The sequence below is a fragment of the Bacillus sp. SA1-12 genome, from assembly GCF_000981385.1.
In the GTDB taxonomy this organism is placed as follows: domain Bacteria; phylum Bacillota; class Bacilli; order Bacillales; family Bacillaceae; genus Metabacillus.
Genome location: NZ_LATZ01000131.1, coordinates 196943 through 221821 on the forward strand (window position 1 = coordinate 196943; position 24879 = coordinate 221821).

Annotated in this window: 24 protein-coding genes; 9 read left to right on the forward strand and 15 right to left on the reverse strand. The window is 37.4% G+C overall.

From position 1 onward, the window contains the following. Nucleotides 1-131 precede the first annotated feature (131 nt). The gene (locus WQ54_RS28310) at nucleotides 132-974 is read right to left on the reverse strand and encodes an aldo/keto reductase (protein ID WP_046589674.1); all 843 of its coding nucleotides are present in this window, start codon (nucleotides 972-974) and stop codon (nucleotides 132-134) included. Between the two features lie 161 nt (nucleotides 975-1135). Next, entirely contained in the window at nucleotides 1136-2329 is a 1194-nt protein-coding gene (locus tag WQ54_RS28315; protein ID WP_046589675.1) for an MFS transporter, read from the reverse strand. 223 nt (nucleotides 2330-2552) lie between these two features. On the opposite strand from WQ54_RS28315, the gene WQ54_RS28320 reads away from it, so the two are divergent. After that, nucleotides 2553-2918, forward strand: a complete 366-nt coding sequence (locus WQ54_RS28320; RefSeq protein WP_046589677.1) for a helix-turn-helix domain-containing protein — start codon at nucleotides 2553-2555, stop codon at nucleotides 2916-2918. A 253-nt stretch (nucleotides 2919-3171) separates the two neighbouring features. Here WQ54_RS28320 and WQ54_RS28325 read toward each other — a convergent pair whose 3' ends face one another. Next, nucleotides 3172-5115: a BglG family transcription antiterminator gene (locus tag WQ54_RS28325; protein WP_046589679.1), complete on the reverse strand. Its 1944-nt coding sequence runs from the start codon at nucleotides 5113-5115 to the stop codon at nucleotides 3172-3174. A 200-nt stretch (nucleotides 5116-5315) separates the two neighbouring features. Between WQ54_RS28325 and WQ54_RS28330 the strand changes: the two genes are divergently transcribed. Both WQ54_RS28330 and WQ54_RS28335 read left to right on the forward strand, forming a co-directional pair. Then, nucleotides 5316-6074 (forward strand): DeoR/GlpR family DNA-binding transcription regulator, encoded by a 759-nt coding sequence (locus WQ54_RS28330; protein WP_046589681.1) that lies wholly within the window; start codon nucleotides 5316-5318, stop codon nucleotides 6072-6074. A gap of 28 nt (nucleotides 6075-6102) precedes the next feature. Beyond that, nucleotides 6103-6981: a Cof-type HAD-IIB family hydrolase gene (locus tag WQ54_RS28335; protein ID WP_046589682.1), complete on the forward strand. Its 879-nt coding sequence runs from the start codon at nucleotides 6103-6105 to the stop codon at nucleotides 6979-6981. A 419-nt stretch (nucleotides 6982-7400) separates the two neighbouring features. On the opposite strand, the gene WQ54_RS34040 is transcribed toward WQ54_RS28335, so the two are convergent. From WQ54_RS34040 to WQ54_RS28345, 3 genes are read right to left on the reverse strand one after another with little or no spacing between them, the layout of a single operon-like run. Further along, complete coding sequence (locus tag WQ54_RS34040) at nucleotides 7401-7565, reverse strand: hypothetical protein (RefSeq protein WP_156178216.1); 165 nt, start codon at nucleotides 7563-7565, stop codon at nucleotides 7401-7403. Between the two features lie 31 nt (nucleotides 7566-7596). Continuing rightward, on the reverse strand, nucleotides 7597-8748 hold the full coding sequence (locus WQ54_RS28340) for a Ger(x)C family spore germination protein (protein ID WP_046589684.1): 1152 nt from the start codon (nucleotides 8746-8748) through the stop codon (nucleotides 7597-7599). Between the two features lie 33 nt (nucleotides 8749-8781). Further along, complete coding sequence (locus WQ54_RS28345; protein ID WP_052738025.1) at nucleotides 8782-10341, reverse strand: spore germination protein; 1560 nt, start codon at nucleotides 10339-10341, stop codon at nucleotides 8782-8784. A 378-nt stretch (nucleotides 10342-10719) separates the two neighbouring features. Here WQ54_RS28345 and WQ54_RS28350 point away from each other — a divergent pair, with 378 nt between their 5' ends. The 4 genes from WQ54_RS28350 to WQ54_RS28365 all read left to right on the forward strand — a co-directional run bounded on the left by WQ54_RS28350 (nucleotide 10720) and on the right by WQ54_RS28365 (nucleotide 13137). Continuing rightward, nucleotides 10720-10941 (forward strand): aspartyl-phosphate phosphatase Spo0E family protein, encoded by a 222-nt coding sequence (locus tag WQ54_RS28350; protein ID WP_046589686.1) that lies wholly within the window; start codon nucleotides 10720-10722, stop codon nucleotides 10939-10941. Nucleotides 10942-11066: 125 nt separating this feature from the next. Beyond that, complete coding sequence (locus WQ54_RS28355) at nucleotides 11067-11954, forward strand: LysR family transcriptional regulator (protein WP_046589687.1); 888 nt, start codon at nucleotides 11067-11069, stop codon at nucleotides 11952-11954. A gap of 279 nt (nucleotides 11955-12233) precedes the next feature. Beyond that, complete coding sequence (locus WQ54_RS28360) at nucleotides 12234-12791, forward strand: acyl-CoA thioesterase (protein ID WP_046589692.1); 558 nt, start codon at nucleotides 12234-12236, stop codon at nucleotides 12789-12791. Then, nucleotides 12766-13137, forward strand: a complete 372-nt coding sequence (locus tag WQ54_RS28365) for a hypothetical protein (RefSeq protein ID WP_046589694.1) — start codon at nucleotides 12766-12768, stop codon at nucleotides 13135-13137. The genes WQ54_RS28360 and WQ54_RS28365 overlap by 26 nt, the downstream gene beginning before the upstream one ends. A 38-nt stretch (nucleotides 13138-13175) precedes the next feature. On the opposite strand, the gene WQ54_RS28370 is transcribed toward WQ54_RS28365, so the two are convergent. After that, the gene (locus WQ54_RS28370; protein ID WP_231597678.1) at nucleotides 13176-14138 is read right to left on the reverse strand and encodes a cation diffusion facilitator family transporter; all 963 of its coding nucleotides are present in this window, start codon (nucleotides 14136-14138) and stop codon (nucleotides 13176-13178) included. Between the two features lie 197 nt (nucleotides 14139-14335). On the opposite strand from WQ54_RS28370, the gene WQ54_RS28375 reads away from it, so the two are divergent. Further along, on the forward strand, nucleotides 14336-14914 hold the full coding sequence (locus WQ54_RS28375) for a YitT family protein (protein ID WP_046589696.1): 579 nt from the start codon (nucleotides 14336-14338) through the stop codon (nucleotides 14912-14914). Between the two features lie 201 nt (nucleotides 14915-15115). Then, the gene (locus tag WQ54_RS28380) at nucleotides 15116-15418 is read left to right on the forward strand and encodes a DUF5634 family protein (RefSeq protein WP_046589697.1); all 303 of its coding nucleotides are present in this window, start codon (nucleotides 15116-15118) and stop codon (nucleotides 15416-15418) included. A gap of 91 nt (nucleotides 15419-15509) precedes the next feature. On the opposite strand, the gene WQ54_RS28385 is transcribed toward WQ54_RS28380, so the two are convergent. From WQ54_RS28385 to WQ54_RS28420, 8 genes are all read right to left on the reverse strand, one after another. Then, on the reverse strand, nucleotides 15510-16928 hold the full coding sequence (locus tag WQ54_RS28385) for a sodium:alanine symporter family protein (RefSeq protein ID WP_046589698.1): 1419 nt from the start codon (nucleotides 16926-16928) through the stop codon (nucleotides 15510-15512). A gap of 253 nt (nucleotides 16929-17181) precedes the next feature. Beyond that, complete coding sequence (megL, locus tag WQ54_RS28390; RefSeq protein ID WP_046589700.1) at nucleotides 17182-18372, reverse strand: methionine gamma-lyase; 1191 nt, start codon at nucleotides 18370-18372, stop codon at nucleotides 17182-17184. Between the two features lie 391 nt (nucleotides 18373-18763). After that, nucleotides 18764-19891 (reverse strand): acyl-CoA dehydrogenase family protein, encoded by a 1128-nt coding sequence (locus WQ54_RS28395; RefSeq protein WP_046589705.1) that lies wholly within the window; start codon nucleotides 19889-19891, stop codon nucleotides 18764-18766. A 178-nt stretch (nucleotides 19892-20069) separates the two neighbouring features. After that, nucleotides 20070-20444: a DUF5367 domain-containing protein gene (locus tag WQ54_RS28400; RefSeq protein ID WP_046589708.1), complete on the reverse strand. Its 375-nt coding sequence runs from the start codon at nucleotides 20442-20444 to the stop codon at nucleotides 20070-20072. A gap of 37 nt (nucleotides 20445-20481) precedes the next feature. Then, nucleotides 20482-21084, reverse strand: coding sequence for a TetR/AcrR family transcriptional regulator (locus tag WQ54_RS28405; RefSeq protein WP_046589710.1), 603 nt, complete (start codon nucleotides 21082-21084; stop codon nucleotides 20482-20484). 239 nt (nucleotides 21085-21323) lie between these two features. Further along, on the reverse strand, nucleotides 21324-22547 hold the full coding sequence (locus WQ54_RS28410) for an MFS transporter (RefSeq protein ID WP_046589712.1): 1224 nt from the start codon (nucleotides 22545-22547) through the stop codon (nucleotides 21324-21326). Nucleotide 22548: 1 nt separating this feature from the next. After that, entirely contained in the window at nucleotides 22549-23712 is a 1164-nt protein-coding gene (locus WQ54_RS28415) for a Glu/Leu/Phe/Val dehydrogenase (protein ID WP_046589714.1), read from the reverse strand. Then, a complete protein-coding gene (locus WQ54_RS28420; RefSeq protein WP_046589717.1) occupies nucleotides 23709-24875 on the reverse strand; it encodes a DUF3419 family protein in 1167 nt (388 codons plus the stop codon). The genes WQ54_RS28415 and WQ54_RS28420 overlap by 4 nt, the downstream gene beginning before the upstream one ends. Between the last annotated feature and the right edge of the window lie 4 nt (nucleotides 24876-24879).

Sequence of the window (24879 nt, forward strand, 5' to 3'; positions counted from 1 at the left end):
AACCAGGTTCTTAAAGAAATTGCAAAACAGTTTTAATGAATGAAAGACTAAAACTAAAGAAACTGCCTCAGATAGGGTCATGCGACCTTTTTTTGAGACAGCCTCTTCATTATGTTTAGCTTAACTTTTCATTAAAAATCAAAATTATCAGGATCTGGGCCAACTCTCAAGTCCTGATTTAAACCGTCGATTCTTTCCATTTCTGCATCTGATAAGACAAAATCAAATATTGAAGCATTTTCAATGATTCGCTGTTCTCTTATTGATTTTGGTATTGTCACAACACCATGTTGCAGATCCCAGCGTAAAATAACCTGGGCAATGGATTTATTATGCTTTTCTGCAATTTCTTTTAGTATTTCGTTATCTAACAAGTGACCTTGCATAAGTGGTGACCATGCCCCCATTTGAATACCATGTTTTTGACAAAAATCTTGAAGCTCTTTTTGTGTCAAACGCGGATGGTATTCTACCTGATTTACCATCGGTTTTATTTCTGATTCCTTCATTAGTTCCTCTAGGTGGTGAATTTGGAAATTACTTACACCTATTGCTTTAATCTTTCCGTCTTTATAAAGAGTCTCTAATGCTTTCCATGCCGATTTAAATTTTCCTTCCACCGGCCAATGAATGAGATATAAGTCTAAGTAATCCAGACCTAGTTTCTTTAAGCTTTCTTCATATGCAGCAATGGTAGTTTCATATCCTAAATCAGCATTCCAAACCTTTGACGTTATAAATAATTCTTCTCTAGCTATGCCTGTTTCTTCCATAGCTTCCCGAATCGCTTGTCCCACACCGGCTTCATTCTCATAAATAGCTGCTGTATCAATGCTGCGATAGCCATGCTTTATCGCAGATTTAACCGCATTGATCAGTTCAGGGCCTTCCTCTACTTTAAATACCCCCAGACCAAACCAAGGCATTTTTACTCCATTACTCAAAATTGTTGTATCTTGCAAATTTTTAATCATTTTATATAACCTCCGTGATATTTAATGCTTTATACTTTTTTCTTTTAAGATCTGTTACTTGCCTGTTTGTTGATTGGAGTTTTCAGTGCCATTAGCCTTCGTCTCCAATCAACATATGGCAATGTCAGCTATGAGAATTTACATTGTTTTCTTATAAAAAATTAAGATTGTACAACCCGATCCTTCCGTTCGAGCGCCCGGCTTAATCCTGTTAAAATGACAGCAGCTGCAACCATTAACGAGCCGATCCATGAGGTGTGAATAAGCCCAATGGAATCGGTAATCATACCGCCTAAATAAGAACCAATTGCGATTCCTGCGTTAAATGCTGCAATATTGATTGCTGACGCAACATCTACCGCTTTTGGAACAAAGCGCTCCGCTAGAATGACGACATATACCTGCAGTCCCGGCACGTTCATGAACGCTAGTAAACCCATTAATATAATCGTAATAAGACCTGCTATTTTAAAAGGTGCAGTGAACATGAGAACAAAAAGGACAATTGCTTGGATAATAAACATATAAAACAGTGAACCAAGTGGATTTTGATTGGATAACTTCCCGCCAATCATATTTCCAATCGCAATTGAAACTCCGTAAACAAGCAATATAACCGCAACTGTACTTTCCTCAAAGCCAGTTATATCCTGAAGCAATGGAGATAAATACGTAAAGACAACAAATGTTCCTCCATAGCCTAAAGCCGTAATAATGAATAATAGTAATAACCGGCCATTTGTTATCAGCTTGAACTGGTCACGAAAAGTTGTTCGATTACCTTTACGCAAATTTGACGGGACAAGCATGCTATTAGCAACGAAAGCAACGACACCAATAATAAGAATTGCTATAAAGGCCAGTCTCCAGCCAAATTGCTGACCTATAAACGTTCCAAATGGTACACCTGTTACAGTAGCAACCGTCAATCCTGTAAACATAATTGAAATCGCGCTTGCTCTGCGATCCTCTGGCACCAGATCAGCTGCTATCGTAGATCCAATGGACATAAAGACACCATGTGAAAATGCAGAAATAATCCGGGCAACTAATAAAACGCCAATACTAGTAGCACTTGCTGCAAGACCGTTACCTATTATAAAAATAACCATAATCCAAAGTAACAGCGTTTTTCTTGACATACTTGATGTTAAAGACGTAAGGATCGGTGCTCCAAAGGTTACTCCTAATGCATATAAGGAAACCGTTAACCCCGCCGTTGTGACAGGAATGTTTAAATCCTCTGCAATTAATGGAAGCAATCCTACACTGATAAATTCTGTTGTTCCTATAGCAAATGCACTGACTGCTAATGCGAGCAGCGCGAATGTACTTTGTCTTTTATCTAAAGCCATCATTTCTCCTCCTTCTTACGTGTAAATGTTTATCCTAGAGCAAAACCTATAGTGAGACTTGGTTTTATTGCTCGTATAAAATAATGAAAGTATGGTAAAGATCGGCCGGCAAATGCTATTATGAGCTATAAGGAATTTAAAGAAAAGTACGCACTTTTTTGTGATATAGATACTTTAAAGTTCTATAGGTACTTTTTAGTACCTATTAAATGGGAGGATTTTTATGAAGCAAAAGAAATATAATATTTCAGTTGAAGCAACCTTAGAGGTTATAGGAGGAAAATGGAAATGCGTCATCCTCTGCCATTTAACACATGGGAAAAAACGAACCAGTGAGTTAAAGCGTCTCATGCCATCGATTACACAGAAAATGTTAACTCAACAGCTGCGTGAGTTAGAGGAAGATGGAGTTATTAATCGAATCGTATATAATCAAATCCCTCCAAAGGTAGAGTATGAGCTTAGCGAATATGGCTGGAGCTTAAAAGAAATTTTGGATTCTCTTTGTGCTTGGGGAGAAAGACATATCATAAAGGTGTACGGAGATAAGTTTTCAGTCTTAGAGGAAAGTATTTTAAATAATGATTAACCATAAGAGACTGTCTCTAAATGTAAGGGCAAGACCCTGTTGAGACAGCTCTTATGTCTTCTTTAATCTCCTTATCACAAATCTTAATGGGCAGTAACCACTACTAGTTAAGAAGAAAATGGGGAATAACTGCCTGTTAAGACCAACGAAGCTTGTTGTCCAAGTAAGCCGAAACATAAAGTCGTGGCAGTTTATTCATAATAGTCTCGGATATCCATCAGTGAGACTGAAGAATTCTCCGCTTATGAAAGTCTCATTTTAGCAATGATAAAAATTGATCAATTGATCTGGCATCAGTTAATTTCTTCAGCAGTGCTGGCTGCTCACTTATTGATGATAGCTCACGAAACAGCTGCTTTGTTGTTTGCTGATCTTGATTTGGGACGGCCAGCATAAAAACCAATGAAACATTTTCTCCTGACCATTCGATCGGATGCTTGAGTGCTGCGACAGCAATAGCAGGCTTCTTAATAAGCTTTGGGTTTCCATGCGGAATCGCTATTCCTGAGCCAATCGTTGTAGCTGACATTCTTTCTCTTAAGATGGCACTATAGCCGTATTCCTTACCGACAAAACCCCCATCATATAATGCATTAGCAAGCTCCTCAATGATTTTAAAGCGATGTTCGCTGCTATACTGTAAGAACAAAGCAGATGTTTCGACATACTGAACCAATGCAGAATTCAATTGATTTGCGCCAGCTGTTTGTTGGGCTATAAATTCTTTTAGTCTCTTTTCTTCTGCTCCTTCTAATAAAGGAGAAATGACTATATGAGGAATTTTTAAGCCGACTAGATCAATGGTTGAGATAATAAGGTCTAGATTATGATGGTCTAAATATTCTCGTAAATCAGCTTTTGCGATACTATCAATGATGTTAAGTGATTGAAATTTTTTCTCAAGCTTTACATTTAGCAATTGGGACATCCCAATCCCCATATGACAAACAATAATGGCATTCAATTTGTTTCTATGATTTTGGCGAAGCCGCTCAATCGAAGCTTGAAAATGAATGGTTAAATATGCAGCCTCTTCCTCAGGAATGGAAATAGAAAACTTGTTGTTGAGTTCCTCGATGACATGAATAACAGAATCAAATATATATGGGTACATTCTTTTTATTTCATTAAGCATCGGGTTTGAGACAGTAAGACCAAATTTTATCCGATTTAAAGCTGAATATAAATGGATGGATAGTCCTTCTCTTAATGAGTCATCATCCGTAAAATCAAGCTTTGTTAGTTCTGTCATTTGCTTGAGAAGATCCTCGATAATTGCCGCATGCTGGTCACGCCCTTGCAAATCATCAGTCTTTTCACTTGTTCCATGATGCTTTGGAAGGCGGTGCCTTCCACCTAATAAATGAAGCGTGAAATACGCGATTTCTTCCTCTGAAAAATGCACAACAAAAATGATTTCTAATTTTTTTAAAAATGTGGAGGCCCATTTAAATTCCTGTTTCTCAGAAAGATACTCAAGTTCTTGCTTAGCTAGTGATATCGCTTGTCCCAGCTTCGTTCTTCTGATCATCATGAGAATATGAATAACTAATCTTTCAGTTGTTTCATCTGTAAAAAATAGTGAGTATTGTCGCTGGAAATCATTTAGTTCTCCTTGAATAATCGTTATTTCATGGGAAGAAAACTGCTTTGAGATAAAGTCGGCGCCCTCTGCTGTATCCTTGTTCAGTTCTGGTAATTGGGCAAGTGCCTTTCTTTTATTTGTTTCTGTCCCTTCAACACTTACCCCGACCTTCTGCTTTGAAACTAAAGTTAAGCCTTTTTGATCCAGCCACTTTTCAATCGTATCTAAATCTTTTTTGATAACGGATTTATTCACATAATATTTTTCAGCAATCTCCTGAGCTGAAACAGGCGCTTTACTCATTAATAACTGATAAGCAATTTGCATAACCCGAAAAGACTCCTCAACATCCTTCTGCATCGAACTTGTCTCCTGAAGCATTTTAAAAAGCTGAGTCTTTTCCACTTCATCAATTTCTATGTAAACACCTAAGCCAGGTTTACGTACCAGCTTAGCAGTTAAATGGCCGTTTAAGAAGGTTTCAATGATTTTAAAATCATTGCGGACTGTTTTCTCTGAATACCCAATACGTTCCGCAATCGATTGAACAAACAACGGCTTTCCAATTTCGGTTAATAAAATCATTAGGATTTCCTTTTGTCTTTCATTCATGCTTTCACCTATTTCAACGTTGTAACTCCTGCATTATTCCTATTCCCTTTATACCATATGTAACAATGTAAAACCAAAAGCAGAAGGTAATTACTTACCTACAGAATCATTCACCTTGCTGTATGGCGGAAAACACCTTATAATTAATTACAAATGCTTATATATACTTATAAATACTTAAGAAGAAGCAGGCTGATGACATGTACCAAGAAGAAAGATTACGTTTGATTATTGATTATTTAAAAAAAGAAAAACGAATATCTGTTGACGAAATTTGCAAAATCTTTGATATTTCAAGGGATACGGCGAGAAGGGACTTAGTAAGACTCGAGGAAGAAAAAGCAATTATAAGGACACGTGGCGGAGCTATTCTCCCTTCTACTAAACATATCATTAAGGACTATTCTAATCGTCTAAGCCTTGTCTCAGAAGAAAAGAAACGGATCGGTAAAAAAGCTGCAGAACTAATAAATAGCGGTGATACGATTATTCTCGATACCTCCACAACCGTACAGGCTTGTGCTGAACATTTAATGGAACTTGAATGTACCATTGTCACCAATTCCATTAACCAAGCAGATCTCTTATCAAAAAATCCTCATGCTCGTATTCAATTGCTTGGTGGTGAATTTCATAAGGAGCATCGTTATTTATTTGGAACATCCGTCATTGAAAAGCTTTCCCAATATCATGTAGACAAAACATTTATAGGCTGTTATGGCCTCTCTGAAAATGGCATCACTGTTGCCCATGAAGAAGATGGGATGGTTATGCACAAAATGATGCAGCAGGCAGACCAGGTTATCCTTTTAGCCGACCACACGAAAATTGGAGTAACTGGCTATTTTCGCTGTTCAACCTTGCAAGATATTGATTTATTTATCACAGATCAAGAACCCGATGAGAGTTTTCAAGAGTTACTTAAAAAACATGGGGTGGAATTACTGATAGCTCTTTAATCAAATTATTGCAGGAGGGTTTTTAACCATGACAAAATTGATTGCGATTGACCTAGATGGCACGCTTCTAACTAGTAAAAGCAAAATAAGCCCGGAAAACCTTGAAGCCATAAAGGCAGCCAGACAAGCAGGAATCGAGATTGTAATTGCAACAGGTCGTGCCCATTTTGATGTAAAAGCCTTGTTTGAAAATACTGGCGTGAAAACTTGGGTAATCGGGGCAAACGGTGCTACAATTCATGACCCTGAAGGTAATCTTTATCATTCACAGCCAATTGAACCTGCTCTAGCTTATGACATTTTACGTTCATTAGAAGAGGATGGCTATTATTACGAAGTTTTTAGTAATGAATGCATCTATACTCCTCAAAAAGGAAGAGAGCTTTTGGAAATTGAGATTGATCGTATTAAAAGTGCAAACCCGGACGTTCACATATCGGAGTTAAAGGAAGCCTTAGTCAAACAATTTAGTCAAACAGGCTTTTCCTTCATTCACTCTTATAAGGAAATTGAAGAATCAGGTGCTGACCTTTATAACATCCTTGCCTTTTCATTTTTCGAAGAGAAGCTTGATGCAGGCTGGAAGAAGTTTGGTCACATCGATGGGCTGACCATCGTCTCCTCTGCCCATCATAATTTTGAACTGGAACACAAAGACGCATCAAAAGGAATTGCATTAAGGAAGCTTTCCGAAAAATTAGGCATCCCAATTACCAGCACTGTGGCAATTGGGGACAGCATGAATGATGTTTCGATGCTAGAACTAGCTGGCAAAAGTGTTGCAATGGGGAATGCAAGACATGAGGTTAAAGAAATATGTGATGAAGTCACCTTTACAAATGATGAGCATGGAGTTGCAAAAGTCATCCGTGCAGCAATGGAAAGTACATTAACAAATTTTGCATAAAACCGCTAGGTACCAACTCCCAATACTTGAGCAGATACTAGTTCCTATTTTAAAATACAAGAAAAGCGAACCGCAGAGAGTAACAGAACACCTGTGGTTCGCTCTAATGTAAAATTGAACATTATTCTTCTGTTTCGGCTTTGAAATACCTGATTCGCAATGCAGAAGCCCCTGTTCAGCCTTAGGCAAATAAGCCGCTCTTGAATAGAATACGTTCATTGTCTTTAATTCAAGAGCGGCTAAACCCTGGAGGGGCTGGGCGCTGCAGCAAGACAAGGTAGCAGCGGGACAGTCTTGTTGGCCACACAGACGTTTACGCAAAGGAGCTCACCATGTATGCCTAGCGTAAAGCGAGCTTCTGGAGTGGAGATATCCAATCTGCACTAGTTTGTAAATAGCAAAAAGTTTTCAAAAACAGCCTAAATAAAAGACCGTAAGACCACTAAAATACTCAAAATAAACCCGATTAGCCCTAAAAAGGAAAAGACAAGCAGTTCTTTAATCTCCTTTTTCTTTATTAATTTCGGTATTTCACTAGCAAAAATAATAATAAAGATGACCACGATAAGTATAATCTTAAACATAGACCAATCCTTCTTTTAATTGATATGAGTCCTATTTCGTTAAGCCGATTCTTCTTACATATACATTTGGATGAACCGAAACGTCTAGTTCTTTAAACCTTTCATTCCAATCCTTTTTATATTTTTCATTCCACTGTTTTGGGTATTTTTTGTATACAGCTTCACCAAAGCCAAAAATATCTGAGCCTATGTCATCCTTCGCTTTAACTAATACTTCTTGAATTCTAGTCTGAATTTCTTTTTCAAGTTGTTCCTGTAATTTCTCAATGTTTTTCGAATTATTTAAATCTAAATCTGAAGCATTCTCCATTACATTCATCTCTGAAGTCGTATTCACGTTTATTTTGACTTCGCCTTTTTTAATTTCAGGAACAATTTTTGTTTCAGATCGAATAATATTGGCACTAATATTGCCGCCGCCTTTCTCCTCTTCTACCTTGACTGTTATGACGCCAAGATTCATTTGATCCCTTAACCATAGAATCCCTCTCGTTTCAGAGTCGTTCATCCATCCTACTAATTTATCTCCCTTAAATACTGCTGCACCTATGATCGCTTGCGTTTCTTCTGATTTCTCTTTAACTTTTACTTCCAAAGGCTCTGTAGCAAATTGAGGAGCTACAGGTTCCAGCCCTTCTGTAAGATACATATCTAAAAATTCTTTAATATTGATTGAAAGCCCTACACTTAGTTTTGTAAGTTCTCTTGTCTCTTCAGCAGTAACACTCTCTAAACTAGGTTTGTTTTTAATGACTTCAAAGGCATTTCCTTTTGTAAACATAATATAACTATTCATCCTAGGCTCATGATACCTTGAATAGAAATCGAGAATAGAGGAGACTCCTTTCCTTGCAAAGTCTTCCCCAATTAATAACACCCTGCTATGTGAAAAAAAGATTCGTCTTGACAGTTTCCCTTGAAGATGTCGATAGGCTTCAGAGAATGTTTTGCCAGTATCTGAAATCATAAATGTACTATTTTCCCCGCTGCCAGCCGGTCCAGTAGTTGGTCCAAGCTTTGAAGGAATCGCTACTTGAAGAGTTAAACGAATTTCTTCATCCTCTATAAGATCTATTCCAACAGCAGTAACAATAGCAATATCATTGATCTCAATTCGATTCCAGCACCCAGTCAGCAAGAAGAATGAGATGAGCAAAATAAATAAAAATTTAGTGGTTTTCATCTTAGCACCATCCTGCCTATTTTAAGAGAACGTCTAGTTTTTACGATTCTGTGCACCAAGCCTTTTCAAATTCTTTTTTCCCACCTGTTCAGGCCGTTCATCCATTTTCCACCAAGGCGCCCGTATAAAGAGATCCTTGAGGTTATTAAAATTGAATGGAGCAATTGGCGCTAAGTAAGGGACACCAAATGATCTGAGCTGAACAAGGTGAACAAGGATAAAAAATACCCCTAGAAGAATTCCGTAAAAGCCGAGCAAGGCTGCAAGAAACATCATTAAAAAACGAAGCAGACGAATGGCCCCTGTCATGCTATAGCTGGGAAACATAAACGAAGCAATCCCGGTAATCGATACAACGATAACAAGTGGTGCCGACACAATTCCTGCCTCAACTGCGGCTTGACCAATAACTAAGGCGCCAACAATACTAACCGTTGATCCAATTGGTCTCGGCAGCCTCAAACCCGCTTCCCTTAAAGCCTCAAAGGTAATTTCCATTAATAAGGCTTCTACAACCGCTGGGAAGGGAACTTTTTCCCTTGAAGCTGCAACACTAAACAACAGGTTTGTTGGTAATAATTCCTGGTGAAATGTTGTTACAGCTATGTAAATAGAAGGGAACAATAAAGCAATTAATAAAAATAAATAACGAATAAACCGAATAAAGGAAGACATCATGAACCTTCCATAATAATCCTCCGGGGAAGCCATCATTTGGAAGAAGGTTACCGGTACAACCAGAGCAAAGGGGCTGTTTTCAACAATGATCCCTATTCTTCCTTCAAGAAGATTGCCGACAACCCGGTCTGGTCTTTCTGTTTGTAAAACCTGCGGAAATACCGAATAGGGCTTCTCTTCAATAAATTCAATAATATATCCACTATCCTCAATCGCATCTATATTTATTTGTTGCAGCCTTTTTCGCACTTCCTTAACTAATGATTCCTCCGCTATACCATCAACGTACGTGATAATCACTTCTGTTTTAGAAAGTCTGCCAACCTTCATGCTTTCTAATTTTAGCTGTGGTGTACGGATTCTTCTGCGTATCATACTTGTATTCGCGCGAATATTTTCTGTAAAGCCCTCCCTCGGCCCTAAAACAACAGCCTCTGAAGCCGGTTCATCAATGGAACGCTGCGGCCAAGACTGCTCACTTATAAATAGAGCTTGTTTAAATCCATTGATGATTAACACGGTCCCGCCAATAAAGAGGTGATCAGCAATTTGTTGGATCGTTTCCCCTTTCTTTACTTGGCTTGAGCTGATTTCATCTTCAATATCCTTGAGGGTTAACTGACTCTTTTTCAGAAAATCCTCATTTTGGTTTAATAACGGCTCTAAGATAGTATTTTCCATTCTTTTCATATCTACTAGACCATCAAGATACAAAACAATAGCTGTATACGCATTATTTATTTCAAATTTTCGAAACGTAAAATCAAAAGAGCCTTCAAACAATCGTTTAATTTTATAAAAATCTTCCTCAATGATTCCTGTTAAAAAATCTGTTTCACTTTGCTGTTTTTTAGCATCTTTATTCATAACCTTTTGTGTTGATCTAAGCAGCTTCATCCACCTATTTATACTCATAAACACACCTCCCTAACCAACTTGCTATACCGACTATTGAAATATATACCGTTAATTCACCTTTTCAATTCTTTTCTAGTTGAATTTATCTTTTCCGAATTTATCCATGTTATGCGAACTTTAACATTTAAAATTCAGCTCTGGTAAACACGTTTAGTAATCAGCTGCAGACATTAACATAAAAAACTTCATTGTTAAAAAACAAGTAAGATATTTTGGTTCTTTTTGGATCTATTTGATTCTTTTTGTCAATCTACTAGGAATGGTAGAGAAAAAAATGTCTTTTTCATAGAAGAATTGTCGAAAGCATTTCAAAATCTATCAAAATCATTAATAATAAAGGATATAATTAATATAATTGTTGTGGGAGCTATAAAAATGATGAATATAGATGAGCACTCTGAATTGACTAATAAAATTAACTTAGTTAGAAAATTGATGATTGTTACTGCGCAAACAAAAGGAATCAATAATCCTGAAACAATTAAATACAGCGAAGAATTAGACCGATTAATATTTGAAACACAATTATTACTCAAAACAAAAGTAAACAAACCATTTAATGCACCTGTCAATGCTTATCACCTTTCAACTACTTGAAATTCAGACTTCATGATAAAGTGAAACTTATTGGATATTCGGGAAGTTATATTACCTGCCTTTTCCTTTGCTTCTCCCCCATCTTAGGTAGGTGGCTGCCCGTTTGAAATAAGGCAGGTGGATCTATGGATATTAAACAATTACAATATTTTATTGAAGTGGCCAATATGGGCAGCTTTTCACGTGCAGCTGAGTCATTGTTTATTACTCAGCCTACGATTAGTAAAATGATTAAAAATCTTGAAGAGGAATTAGGAGTGACATTATTTGACCGCTCCCGAAAGAAGCTGCTTTTAACAGATACGGGACAAACTATATTAGAACAAGCAAAATTGATCGACAAAGCGTTTACTAATTTAGAAATTGAAGTAGACAATCTTTTAGGTTTGAAAAAAGGCCATATTAGAATCGGTTTGCCCCCAATTTTTGATGCCCATGCTTTTCTCAAGATCATTGGAAGTTTTCATGAAATATACCCTGGGATCACCTTCCAGTTTGTTGAGGACGGATCAAAAAGAATTGAAGATGATGTGGATAAACATATTCTTGATGCTGGTGTTGTTGTGCTTCCAACAAAGGATGACATCTTTGAACATTTTGCTTTTATGGAAGAAGACTTGAAGCTAATCATTCATCCTTCCCATACTTTAGCTGAAAAAAATGAAGTACATTTAGCAGAACTAGCAAATGAATCGTTTATTTTGTTCAACAAAGACTTTGTATTGAATGATCATATTATCTCTGCCTGCAATCAGACTGGCTTTAATCCGCATATTATTTCTGAAAGCTCACAATGGGCATTTATTGAAGAAATGGTTGCCTCGAAACTTGGCGTCTCTTTGCTTCCAGAAAGCATTTGCCGCCATCTCAATAGAAATGTCCGGGCAGTAAGGGTAATAGAGCCATCCATTAGCTGGAATCTTGCCCTTATTTGGGGGAAAAATACATACCTCTCCCATGCAGCAAAGGCATGGTTACAATTTACGAAGGAACATTTGAAAGCCCCATTGTAAGACTAACAACGAAATATACCTTACCCAACAGAAATATGTTTTTGAGGATTCACTAGATGAATCCTCTTTTTATTTTGAAATCATTTACATAGATAAAAGCTATACTTCAGATAAAAATTAACCATTTTACTTACCTTTAGCGCAGGCGTACACTTGTAACAGGTTAACAAACCTTTCTATAGAAATGATCTTTTGTTGGTACCAGCCATTTTTAGCCTTTACGGCAGCAGAAAAAGCCGTACATCTTAATGTCAGTCTTGATGAAAGGAAGTTATAAAAATGGAAGCAAAAAAAACGAAGGAAAGCCGTATTGTTAGTACTGACCAAGTATTATCATGCGATTTAAATAATTATAATACCCTTTTTGGCGGAGTTTTGATGAAAAAGCTTGATAATGTCGCTACCTTATCAGCTCGAAGACATTCAAGAGTCAAAGAATGTGTTACAGCATCAACTGATTCAATCGATTTCTTATGCCCTATTCACCAAACTGACTCCGTTTGTATTGAATCATTTGTCACTTACACCAGCAAGACGTCTATGGAAATTTTTTGTAAAGTTATTGCCGAAGATATGATGACAGGCGAACGCAGAATGGCAGTAACAGCATTCTTAACATTTGTAGCGTTAAATGAAAACAAACAGCCTGTTGAAGTGCCGGGAATCATTCCAGAAACGGAAGAAGAAAAGTTTCTTTACAATACTGGTAAAGATAGAGCGGAAATGCGACGACTAAGAAGACAAAAAAGCAAGGAATTAGCTGAATATATTACCGTTAGAAAACCATGGGACAAGTTAGGAGGAGAGAAGGATGATGCTAGTAACGAATCAAGCTGAATTAACATCGACCAATGAAGCTCTGCAGACATTCAAGAAAGACTTTCCCACACTCTTTAAAAAGCTAATGCATGTTGTCAATCTAACACGTGCATTGCAATTCAACTATCAATATATGGGCTGTCTTTTAATGGACGAAGAAGCTGAGCATTATACTCCCAACTTTGTTTATGGCTCTGTATTACGTTTGTATAAGAAGGAAGTTCAAAACCTAAGGGATGATGAAAATTATGACCGAATAGCTGATTTCCTTTCACATTATAAAAAGATTGGATATGCAAAAATCTCCTTATTAATTCTTGGCCATTCCCCTGAAACATTAGTTGGCCCTTCTTCTATTAAATAAAAAAAGTTGAGGCAGTCAATTAGACTGCCTCTATTATTTTATATAAGCCCATTTAACCGCTCAGGGGACAAATCCACGATTCCGTCATCTTCGATAATACTTAGGGTAACATCGGTAATATCCTGATCGGATATGATCCGATCCTGAACCCTGAATTTTATATCATCTGCAACGGCAAGTGACAGACCTTTTCTTAACTCAATCAGCCCTTCAACATGATAATAACGGCCTTCCTGAAGGATTCTAAGCTTTTTAATATCTGTAACATCTTCATCACTTAAAATGGTTTTTAACACTTTTTCCTCAATATCCTTAGGTGCAGCTACACCAATTAAACCCATCATATTATCAAACCCTACTCTAAATGCTACACCGATCATTAAAAAGCCAATCAGCAATGTTGCGACGCCATCCAAAAGATTAAATTGAGTAAAGGCTGTTACGATGATTGCAATCAAGGCTAATAATGCCCCTGTTACAGCGACAATATCTTCATAAAAAACTAAACGGGTTGGCGGTGCTGCCCGACGAACATTTTTAAATGCACTAACAACAATTCCAGCTCCTGTTTTTTTCTCGACTCTTGCTTCTCTTAAAATTTCCTTCATTGCCTTCAAAAGAATGGCTCCATCAACTACTAAGTTAATAATAAGAACAATAATACTCAACCAAAATCCGCCTGTATGGTCAGCAGGGTGCTGCATCAAGTGCAGGCCTTCTTTTATTGTTTCGTAGGCCATAATTGTGACCACAATAACCGCAATCATACAAAAGATATTAATTACCCGGCCAAAACCGGTCGGAAATTGCCGTGTCGGTTTTTTTTCAGAAAGAACACTCCCTATAAAAACAAATCCCTGATTAACTGCATCAGCCAGTGAATGCATGGCGGATGCAAACATAGCACCACTACCGCTCATAATATAGGCAATGGCTTTTGAAGCTGCAATTACGCTATTGCCAATCATAGCAACTGCAGAGGATTTATTCCCCTTTTTCATCAAGGTTAGAAATCTATTATGTTTTACCTCACTCAACCTTACCGCCTCCATAATTAGCATTTTTATCTACCTTTTTTGTGTAAAGAAAAATGATGTTCATTAAAAGCAGCAAAAAACAAAATAATAAGTTTGCTCACTTCATTTTAGAACGAGTACATTCATATGATAGAACATGTCCATATTTGGAGGGTCAATCCATGTACTTTATAAGAAAAGGGTTTATGATCATCATTGGCAGCCTTTTATTATCCTTAGGTATTAACAACTTTTTAGCCCCCCACAAAGTGTTAGATGGCGGAATTATTGGGATTGGCTTAATTGTAAATTATTTATGGGGACTGCAAGCAGGCCTCATGATGATGATTTTTAGTATTCCAATCTTTTTAATTGCTTGGTTTTACTATCGTGATTATTTTTACAACAGCCTACATGGTATGATTATATCTTCCTTTTTTATCGACGTTTTAAACCCGTTAAAAGGACTTTTTCATTTAGAAGCTGTACTTAGCTCTATTATTGGAGGAATTTTGATTGGCCTAGGTATCGGCTTAATGTTGAAGATGAAAACAAGTACAGGCGGTACGGATCTTGTTGCACAATTTATTTCCGATAAAACTGGAATAAATGTAGGTATTATCATTTTTATGATTGATGCAATTGTGATTTTATCGGGAGGCCTTTTATTTTCAACAGACACGCTGCTCCTCTCCATCATCACCATTTTATTTGTTGGCATAACAACTAGTTTATTTACAAGAAATGTGATTCATTCATAGTGTAGGTTTCATCATCGTTCAAGTTTATAAAGTGAGACCTGCCTATGTAGATTTAAGGGTAAGGAGCGACACTTTTTCAAAAACAACTGGACAAAGGAGACAATCCTGCAGGAGTCTTCACAAACTACCTGCTAAAAAATGATTAACAATTAAAAATGAACACATATTAAAAGAAGGAGCATTTGAAAGGAGATACTAAAGATGGATTTTTTACCGAGAGAACAAATCATTAATGAGTTACAAAATTCCTTCCAACCATTTATTACGAAATATGGAATAGAAGATATAGGTATTTTTGAAGAAGAAGGACAGGATCAACATTACTACTTAGGCTATACAGTCCGAAAAGATGGTAAAACCTATCATATTCATTCGCCTTTTATTAAAAATCAAGCTGGCGGGTTAGCACCTGAAAAACGAGAATGGACATTAGAAACTGATGAACCTATGAATAAAGATCTAAAAGGCTATAAACAATTAGAGGATGCTCTTCGCGAAATATAATCAACAAGTTCAAAAAAACCTTAGCCATTCCATTTGAAACAGCTAAGGTTTTTTCATCATCATTAATTTCAATCTATCATTTGGGCAAGCCTTATTTCCCGTTCTCCCCTTGTTTAGAAGAACTACCCCATGCCTCAACATTTTTCAGTCCTTTAATATTTGACACATGGAAGACTGGGTTTTTCCCATTCGCTTTTTGCTTCATATAGTCATTGAGAGCTGCGATCGCAATGTTCCCAAGCAGCACAATCGCAATCAAGTTGATAATCGCCATTAGTGCCATTAGTAAATCCGCAAGACTCCATACAAAGCTTAATGAAGCGAGAGAACCAAATGCAACCATCGCAACAACCGCGATACGGTAAATGTTTAGCCATATTTTATTTGAGTTAATAAACTCAATGTTTGTTTCACCATAGTAATAGTTTCCAACAACTGAACTAAAGCAAAATAAGAAGACAATTAGGGCTAAGAATATGCTTGCCCATGATCCCATTGAGGTTTCAAGTGCATTTTGTGTCAGAACAATACCGTCGGATTCTGTTGACGTATAAAGACCAGACAATAAAATAATAAATGCTGTTGAACTGCAGATTAAAAGTGTATCAACGAAAACGCCAAGAGATTGAATGAGCCCTTGTTTGACAGGATGGCTGACATCAGCTGTTGCTGCTGCATTTGGCGCACTACCCATTCCAGCCTCATTCGAGAACAAACCGCGTTTTATCCCATTCATCATCGCAGCTCCCAGCGCCCCGCCAGCTACCTCATTAGCACCGAAAGCACTAGTAAAAATTAAACTGATAACACTTGGAAGTTCAGAAAAATTCACTACCATGACATAAAGAGCCATCAAGATATATGCTCCTGCCATAACAGGAACAATGATTTCTGATACCGTTGCTACCCTTTTAAGGCCGCCAAAAATGATCACTGCTGTAATTACTGTCAAGACAATCGCAATTAATACCTTATTAATACCAAACGATTCATTAAGGGCACTTGTAATCGTGTTTGCTTGTACTGAATTAAATGCCAGACCAAATGTTAAAGAGATAATAACTGCAAATGTAACACCCATCCAGCGTGCATTTAATGCTCTTTCCATATAGTAGGCTGGACCGCCTCGGAAAGTGTTGCCATCTTTCACCTTATAAATTTGAGCCAGTGTACTCTCTATAAACGCAGATGCAGAACCAATTAATGCAATGAGCCACATCCAAAACACTGCCCCTGGACCGCCTAATGTAATAGCAATTGCAACCCCAGCTAGGTTTCCAGTCCCTACACGTGAAGCTGTGCTTATACAAAAAGCTTGGAAAGAGGATACTCCTTTTTTATCAGCCTTAGCCCCTTCGCCTAATAATCTAAACATTTCTCCAATTAAACGGAACTGTACAAACTTTGTGCGAATCGTAAAATAAAGACCAGCACCTATTAACAAAATAATTAGAATGTAAGACCAAAGTAAAGTATTTGCTCCATTAATAAAAGTTTCAATTATCTTCATCTATACCACCCCTATCTGTATTTTCTTTAAGCATTCATATCATGTTCATTTCCTGTAAGGGATACACTTTTACTATATTAGCATATTAAACACTTTCTTTGAAAACGTTTTAATTTTCAGATTTTTACGAAATTAAATACTAAATAAACTGTTTTCACAGAGTATAGTGAAGCTATTTATTTTATTACAAATTAATGGGTCAGTTTCCCAATTGATTTGGTCGCTGACCCTTTTTTAGAAAGTTCTGCTTTTCTTATAATAGAGTATCCAACGCTTGCTTTAAGTCTTCCCAAATATCCTCCCATGCCTCGAGACCAACTGATAAGCGCAGCAATTGATTTGAAATGCCCATTTTCTGTCTAGCTTCTTCTGGAACGACTGCATGTGTCATGGAAGCAGGGTGTTGAATTAATGTTTCTGCATCACCAAGGCTTACCGCAATGGGAATAAGCTTGAGCGCGTTAACTGCTTTTAGGGCATCTTCATAGGTTCCTTCAAGTTCAAAGGAAAGGACACCACCGCCTTTTTTCATCTGTCTGTTCATTATTTTATAGTCGGGATGGTCTTTGTCACCTGGGTAATAGACTGCCTTAATTTTCGAATGCCCTTTCAAACAGGAATGAAGTTTTTCTGCATTTTCGCAATGGCGATCCATCCTAACCGCAAGCGTTTTGATTCCCCGAAGCAAAAGCCACGCATCAAAGGGGGAAATGATTCCGCCAATATCCTTCTGTATGGTTCGTTTTAAATATTGGATGGTCTCTTGACCTCCGACAATGATGCCTGCTATAACATCACCATGCCCGCCAATGTATTTGGTTCCGCTATGGACGACAAGATCACAGCCTAATGTTAATGGCTTTTGTAAGTATGGTGTTAAAAATGTATTATCTACAACGACCTTAACCCCTTTTTCTTTCGCAATCTTTGCGACCAATGCTAAGTCAATTAATTTCATGGTTGGATTAATCGGAGTTTCAAGAAAGATACATGCAGTATTTTCTTGAATATTTGAGATGATCTCATCTACTGTAGATAATTCGGAAAAAGAGTAATCGATTTGATATTTTTCCTTTAGCAATTGTAATAAACCATACGTACAGCCGTACACACCCTTTGAACATAATATATGGTCATTTTTCTTTGTTAATCCAATTAAGGCTGCTGAAACTGCTGCCATGCCTGATCCAAATGCAAGTGCAGCCTCCCCTTCTTCAAGAACGGCCATACGTTCCTCTAAAACTTCAACAGTTGGATTTGAAAGCCTAGAATAAATATACCCATCTTCTATACCGGCAAACCTGCTTGCTCCTTGTTCCATTGTTGAGAATGTAAATGTGGATGTTTGATAGATAGGCGGGGTTAGACTGTCATGATAATTTTTTGGAGAATAACCTGCATGAATGGCGATTGTTTCAAAATGAGCCTTACTTTCTTTCTTCATTGAAATTCCCCTCTTCCGATAGGATAAATCTGAAGTGTTTCTGTCTATAAATAGGCGCTTTTGCTATATCATATTTATTCCAGATTGATTTCGTCACATATTCCACTCATCATTTTATTTGGAAAACCTTTTGAACTTTTAAAGAAACATATTTTCGGAAACTTTGTTGCTACTTACCAAGCGGGGCAATTTCCGCTTCAAAAGCTTGCTTTCCGCGAAGCGGCGAGTCCCCTCTATGTAAACACCTGAATGAGTCTTATTCCTCCAGCAGAGTCTGGTAACCCAATTAACATGAAACAGTTTTTTCAAAGAACCTATTTAATAACAACATTCTCTTAGAAAAGAGCTAATATAAAAAAGCACCTACAATGTAGATGCTTTAAATCATGATTTAAATGGTCACTTTCTCTAATAGCTGACTTTCATCTCCATATATGTACTGTTTAAAAAGTTCTAAACGTTCCTGTTTTGACGGTGGATGAAATGTAAGTAACTGAGATACTAACAGGAGATAGGATGTATCCAACGAGGTTAAGAAGTTCATTCCGCCTAATAATTTTGCAGATTGGGTTGATATTTGTTCAATTTTCCTTTCAATACTCTCTCTTACAAGTAAAACCTCGTTTAATAATAAATCTACAAATTGATTATTTATAAATTTATACGCGATTCCTTCAAGAGCATTCATGGACTGAACTAAATCGGCTGTCAATTCATGAACTTTCTCAATATTTATGTGTTTTCCCGATTTGATAACCCGTTCCATCATCGATGATACAACCCCAATATAGGAAGCTGTTGCAAGTATTTCAAACCAAATTAAACCGTTGAGGATAACCGGACTTACGTTTTCCTCTGTTCCGGCATGAAAAATATCTTCATCTGCAACAAATACATCTTCCAGTACCACTTCATGAGTATCCGTTCCTTTAAGTATCCAATGATTCCAAAAATCATTTACCTTTATACCAGGTGTATGACTAGGAATAATGATGATTGCCAACTGGTCACCTGGGAGCTTAACACTTGCCGTCAATAAATCCATCCTGTGAGATAAGGTACATGGTTTTTTCCTTCCGTTAACAAGGATTCCACCTGGAGCAGCTTTTGCTTCCACAGAAGGAGAAAAAATCGACTGTTGAATCCCTTCAGCAAATGCCGAAGCCACTAAAAGATTCTCTTCCGCCACTCTTCTCAGCAGTCTTTCAAGATCAGGCTGTACGCTCATCGCACCGATTAAGGAGGCTACTGAAAATTGATGCATCGTCATGGCTATTGCTAACGAAGGGGACCGTGAGCCAATCGCTCTTTGAATATAAATAGCATCCAGTGCACTAGCACCCTTGCCGCCAAATTCCTTTGGGATCATAAGGGAAGGTACGCCAGTTTCTTTAAGTAAATTCAAGCACTCATTCTCCTTGGACTCTCGATCCATAAAGGCATAAACTGATAATTTTTCATCCAGACCTGGAAAATAGGTCTCTAATACGACGCGTTCCTTTGCTAATAATAATGACATCCGTGCACTCTCCTTCGTTATTTTACCTTCTAAAATATTTCTTTTATCCCAATCTTAACGGTCAGTATTGACCTGAGCTGCGAAGATTTAGTTTAGCTTTACTGTCCGTAAAGATCCGATAAGTCTCGCTTACCATCATCGGGGGATGAAGTAACCCCCCTCTGATGGAAGTCTCGCTTTAAATGGATTCATCTTGTTTTCCGATAAAGCCGGATAGAATGATAAGAGAATAAGCCCACAATAACCATGAAGCAAAATACTTATCCGTATGAGGCTCAAGGTTTGGAAATAGATTTTGGAAATAGATAAGAACGATAGCATCGATTAACATGCCTGGCAGAGCGATAAAGAGTGCTGCTTTTATTTTTTGATTCGAATTAACTTTTTTCCATTTATAAATAGGGAACGTTAAAACAGCGATTAACGGTACAACCAGAATATATGACAAAATCATCAGCATTGGCTGATCATACAGGAAAAAGAACTGTCCTCCTAATCGAAAAATCAATGACGCTCCAAGCCAAACTAGAAATCCCCAAAATAGAAAAAACATGTTGAACACTCCTCTAACTTTTTTTGCTAATTGCCATTTAGTTGTTTGTCTTTGAGTTATCTAAAAGATTTTTTAACAATTGCTGCAAATCATGATAAATGCGTTCCATATCATTCTCTTGATTCATTAAAGCTTGTAAAGCCAAGCCATCAAATAATGCATTTAGTAAGACACTCCAAACATCTGTGGAGACGCCGTGGAGAGTTGAATCTTCAATTAAACTGTTAATTTGATCTTTCAAAGCCCGGTTCTCATAACTTAATAGGCTTCCTAATTGTTCTCGTATTTGTTCATTATTAAAACCTGCAACGGCTAATGATAAAAATAATTTATGATAGTACGCATCCTTTGTTGTCCGTTCGTAAGCAGACTTTAAGGCGAGTTCAATCCAATTTTCATTAAGATTTTTCTTTTGATCAGCAAGCCGATCCAACTCTCCCCAAGAATTTGTACATACATCATTTACAATTTCCAGCATCAATTGATCTTTGCTGCGAAAATGGTAATAGACTGTGCCTTGAGAAATCCCGGCTGCTTCTGCAACAGATTTTAATGTAAGACTTTGCATCCCCTTTTCAACAATACAACGCTTGGCAGCCTCGATTAATTCTTCTTTGGTAACAACATTTGGTTTAGCCATATCTTTACTCCCCTTCTTACTTCCTCAGAGCCATTTTTACTTTTTTAGGCCGTTAAACTTGCTGTTGATTAGAGCGAGAGGTGCTCCATTTTTCGCAAAAGGTCTGGGATCCTCTTGGTGCATGACACGCCTGTGAGTCTCCCTTTGCCTTACTTTTTATAGCAGGCGCCGCATTAATCCATACCAAAATGGTGCCAAAATCAACAATCAACTTTAACATAGCCTTTCTATAAGTTACTTTACATTTTTTCTTGGACATTGTGAAAAGATTTATTTTTTCGCTGCCAATATAGTTGGACAATGAGGACCAGCATGAGCAGGGTTGCCGGAAGCAGTAAAGATGTATAGAAATAATTTGCTCCATTATTTACACCGCTTAGCGCATAATGACGGTAAATCTGTGATGAAATAGTGCTTCCTATTACTGCACCAAGCAGGCGAGACATATTGATCATTGAGGAGATAAAGCTATGATGCTTTATTTCCATTTCAATCATTGCCTGTGATGTACTGCTAATGATAATAAGCCCTAATCCCAAACCAACAAACAAGTTGACCATTGCAAGAGAAAACAATCCGAAGTTGGAGGTTAAGATAATAACCAACAGACTGCATACTAAGAAGGCAACTCCAGCAAACGCTAAGGTAACTAGTGATACCTTTTTTTCCATCCTTCTGATAATAACGGCTGCTAAAATAATACTGATGCACAATGGAACAACCCCAACCGCTATCCCAAAGGTAGAATCAATAAAGGTTGATAGGATAAATGGTTCTACATATAAAATACTATTTAAAATAAACCCTACGCCAAAATTTAATAGCATGGTATAAAGTAAAATAGATCTTTTAAATAGGTCCTTTAACTGAAGAGTTCCAAATAACTCTGTATCTTTTTGCTGCTGGATTTGAGCGGTAAATAGGAAAATCACGAAAAAAACGAGCACGTTTATGAGAAAAACGATTTTCCAGTTTCCAAATTGCCCAATAACTCCGCCAAGAATCGGACCGACTGAAGCAGCTAATGCACCAATTGCTCCCCATATCCCGATTATTTTTGTATACCCCTCTTTATTGCTTTGATTTAACATAAGCACAAGGCTGATTGGAACAATGATAGATGAGCCAATTCCTTGAATAATACGTGAGAGCAACAAGGATAGAAAAGATGGGCTTAACGCTCCGCACAAGGCCCCGCATCCAAACAGCAAGACCCCAATAAAGAACATTCGTTCATTCGCAATTCGTTTTGAAAGAATGCCTACTAAAGGCATCAATAATGCAAACGGCAAAATATAGCCATTCATAATCCAAATGGATTGCGACATATTGATTTGCAGATCTGTCTGGATGATAGGTAATAAAACATATAGTAATGTTCCATCCTGCATGACAAAGAATACACTAAGACCGATGATCCAAAGATAAACTTTTGGTGAAATGCCCTTACTTAGCTTCATCATTTTAAACTCTCACTTTTAATGGATTTTTTTCGCTTTCTGCCTCAATCATCCGCTGTAAATTAGCATCAGCGATTTCCATTGCGATTTCTCTTGTAGTTTTACTTTGCTTGCTGCTTTCAACTAATAGTTGCTTGACCTTTTCTCTAATGCGTTTTGAACATTCATAAAAGACATTTTCAACATCTGCTTGAGCTGTAATTAACAAGCCGAAGCCTGTGGCAGAACCAGAGTTGACGACAAAATCCGGTAAAACGGTGGTATGCTTGTTTTTTAATATCGTGTCAGCCTCAGCTGTTGTTGGCATATTGGCTCCTTCAATAATTAAATTTGCCGCTATATGATTGGCATTTTCCTTCGTAATGACTCGTGAAACTGCAGCAGGGATAACTATATCCACAGGTAATGTGAAAATATCATGAGCATCCAAAAATGTATAATTCGTTAAATGGTCTCTGTTAATTAGACCATTATCGGTTCTGGCCTTCTCAAGATCGTGAAAAGGTATTCCATTTCCAGCAAAAACAGTCCCATGTTTGTCACTGATAGCACAAATTTTCACACCCTTTTCTGCAAGCAAGTGAATAATACCGCTGCCTACTGTGCCAAACCCTTGTACGGCGACCTTTACAGATTGAAGATCTAAATGTAAATAATCGATTGCTTCCTGAATGGCTTCTAATAACCCAAAGCCCGCCAGGTAATCCATAAATTCTTCACTTAGCAGATCATCAATGGTTTTCCCTTCAGGCAGACGGACATCAACTCCCATTTGACTCCATCTTTCAACGACAAGCTTGCTCGGATCAAATTGGATACTTTGATATACATGCTTAACATCAGAGCTCGTTATTCCCATATCTTCACCAACTAACAGCATGGTTCGTAAAATTGGTTCTGCCATTTTCGCAAAGGCGGCAATTATCTCTTGCTTATTCTCGGAATTAGGATCACCAACAATTCCAATTTTCGCACCGCCTAACGGGATATCCATGATGCTGTGCTTATAGGTCATGATTTCGGCTAGATTTCGTATTTCATCCATTGTGACATTTGGATCCATTCGGATGCCTCCTGCTGCCATCCCGCTTATTAGCCGGTCAATGACAATAAACGCTCTCGTTGATGTCTTGGGATCAAATAGTTCTATTTCATACTGTGCATTCATGGGGTAACCTCCTTTTTTGCTACCTGAAAAGAAAAGGCAAACGCACAATCCTCTTTATCCAATCTTTCCATCATCTCTTTTTGCAAGGTCAAACGCGGGAACTTGGCTTCAGGGAACTTCCGCTTTGCAAGAAAATTTCGAAAACAAACAATTCCATTTGTCCGCATCGTTCTTTCCACTTGAGTTAGGATGGTTTCAAATTCTTCCTTTGGAATCCAGCCTGAAATATCTGAAAGTGAAAATTTATCAAGTGCTTCGTCAGGGCTTTGTGCTAAAAATTGATCAATTCTTTCCGTCACAATCTCAACACAATCGATATTCTTTTTGATTGTCTCATAATGTTTTTTTTGCAGGTATACAGGGAGTGCCTCATCATTCATGTATTTACTGCAAAATAAAAAGGTCATAAAATGATTCTCTCTCACTAAATGCTCCCTAAAAGAGTGGTCAAACCGAGAGAGCATATAATCCCCTATCGAAAAACCATCTTCCACTTGGTTAAAATAACTAGGATCACCTAAGAACATTTCAAAAAACTTCTTTTTACTGCATGTTCGAACAAGCCATCTCCAAAAAGGGGTATTCCATTTTTCCTCATAAAACCTTCTCTGTTCTTCTATCGTTTTACATTGTAATAACTGTTTAAACTGTGGTCGTTTTACTCGGAAAATAAGTGAGCCTAAATACTTTTTATAAAACATCTCATGCTTGCCTAAGTAGATCAATCCTTCTTCTATCTTTGAAAGATGTGATTGCCAAAAAGCTTGGGCAGGCTGTGAAAGGTGATGTTTTAATACTAAATATGTTTCTTTTCGTAACACTTTACTTGATTTAATTCCAAGAAATGCTAAACACTCATCATGACTAAGTTCTTTTATAGCTGCCATCTTTAGTTCCAAAAGAAAATTTTGGTTTGGATTTGCATCAACCGAGTATAACTTTTTAGGGGCATTTACTAGTAATGCAAGACTTCGGCAACCGCTGCCAGTGATTGAAACAACCGTATCATCGGGTTGTATTTGCAAGGCTTTTAATTCCGACTCCGAATCCTCATCACTTGTCGTATAAAGCAGCCATTGATCGCGGTAAATGCTGTGCTCCATTTTTTCCTCAGTCCAGCTTACATGTTCTGGTTTAAGAGATTGATTTGTCTGAATGGTCATTCTT

What these genes read in the sequence shown, in the direction of transcription:
- WQ54_RS28310 (WP_046589674.1), bottom strand. Translation starts at nt 974, where the DNA reads ATGATTAAAAATTTGCAAGATACAACAATTTTGAGTAATGGAGTAAAA.
- WQ54_RS28315 (WP_046589675.1), bottom strand. Translation starts at nt 2,329, where the DNA reads ATGGCTTTAGATAAAAGACAAAGTACATTCGCGCTGCTCGCATTAGCA.
- WQ54_RS28320 (WP_046589677.1), top strand. Translation starts at nt 2,553, where the DNA reads ATGAAGCAAAAGAAATATAATATTTCAGTTGAAGCAACCTTAGAGGTT.
- WQ54_RS28325 (WP_046589679.1), bottom strand. Translation starts at nt 5,115, where the DNA reads ATGAATGAAAGACAAAAGGAAATCCTAATGATTTTATTAACCGAAATT.
- WQ54_RS28330 (WP_046589681.1), top strand. Translation starts at nt 5,316, where the DNA reads ATGTACCAAGAAGAAAGATTACGTTTGATTATTGATTATTTAAAAAAA.
- WQ54_RS28335 (WP_046589682.1), top strand. Translation starts at nt 6,103, where the DNA reads ATGACAAAATTGATTGCGATTGACCTAGATGGCACGCTTCTAACTAGT.
- WQ54_RS34040 (WP_156178216.1), bottom strand. Translation starts at nt 7,565, where the DNA reads ATGTTTAAGATTATACTTATCGTGGTCATCTTTATTATTATTTTTGCT.
- WQ54_RS28340 (WP_046589684.1), bottom strand. Translation starts at nt 8,748, where the DNA reads ATGAAAACCACTAAATTTTTATTTATTTTGCTCATCTCATTCTTCTTG.
- WQ54_RS28345 (WP_052738025.1), bottom strand. Translation starts at nt 10,341, where the DNA reads ATGAGTATAAATAGGTGGATGAAGCTGCTTAGATCAACACAAAAGGTT.
- WQ54_RS28350 (WP_046589686.1), top strand. Translation starts at nt 10,720, where the DNA reads ATGATGAATATAGATGAGCACTCTGAATTGACTAATAAAATTAACTTA.
- WQ54_RS28355 (WP_046589687.1), top strand. Translation starts at nt 11,067, where the DNA reads ATGGATATTAAACAATTACAATATTTTATTGAAGTGGCCAATATGGGC.
- WQ54_RS28360 (WP_046589692.1), top strand. Translation starts at nt 12,234, where the DNA reads ATGGAAGCAAAAAAAACGAAGGAAAGCCGTATTGTTAGTACTGACCAA.
- WQ54_RS28365 (WP_046589694.1), top strand. Translation starts at nt 12,766, where the DNA reads ATGATGCTAGTAACGAATCAAGCTGAATTAACATCGACCAATGAAGCT.
- WQ54_RS28370 (WP_231597678.1), bottom strand. Translation starts at nt 14,138, where the DNA reads ATGAAAAAGGGGAATAAATCCTCTGCAGTTGCTATGATTGGCAATAGC.
- WQ54_RS28375 (WP_046589696.1), top strand. Translation starts at nt 14,336, where the DNA reads ATGTACTTTATAAGAAAAGGGTTTATGATCATCATTGGCAGCCTTTTA.
- WQ54_RS28380 (WP_046589697.1), top strand. Translation starts at nt 15,116, where the DNA reads ATGGATTTTTTACCGAGAGAACAAATCATTAATGAGTTACAAAATTCC.
- WQ54_RS28385 (WP_046589698.1), bottom strand. Translation starts at nt 16,928, where the DNA reads ATGAAGATAATTGAAACTTTTATTAATGGAGCAAATACTTTACTTTGG.
- megL (WP_046589700.1), bottom strand. Translation starts at nt 18,372, where the DNA reads ATGAAGAAAGAAAGTAAGGCTCATTTTGAAACAATCGCCATTCATGCA.
- WQ54_RS28395 (WP_046589705.1), bottom strand. Translation starts at nt 19,891, where the DNA reads ATGTCATTATTATTAGCAAAGGAACGCGTCGTATTAGAGACCTATTTT.
- WQ54_RS28400 (WP_046589708.1), bottom strand. Translation starts at nt 20,444, where the DNA reads ATGTTTTTTCTATTTTGGGGATTTCTAGTTTGGCTTGGAGCGTCATTG.
- WQ54_RS28405 (WP_046589710.1), bottom strand. Translation starts at nt 21,084, where the DNA reads ATGGCTAAACCAAATGTTGTTACCAAAGAAGAATTAATCGAGGCTGCC.
- WQ54_RS28410 (WP_046589712.1), bottom strand. Translation starts at nt 22,547, where the DNA reads ATGATGAAGCTAAGTAAGGGCATTTCACCAAAAGTTTATCTTTGGATC.
- WQ54_RS28415 (WP_046589714.1), bottom strand. Translation starts at nt 23,712, where the DNA reads ATGAATGCACAGTATGAAATAGAACTATTTGATCCCAAGACATCAACG.
- WQ54_RS28420 (WP_046589717.1), bottom strand. Translation starts at nt 24,875, where the DNA reads ATGACCATTCAGACAAATCAATCTCTTAAACCAGAACATGTAAGCTGG.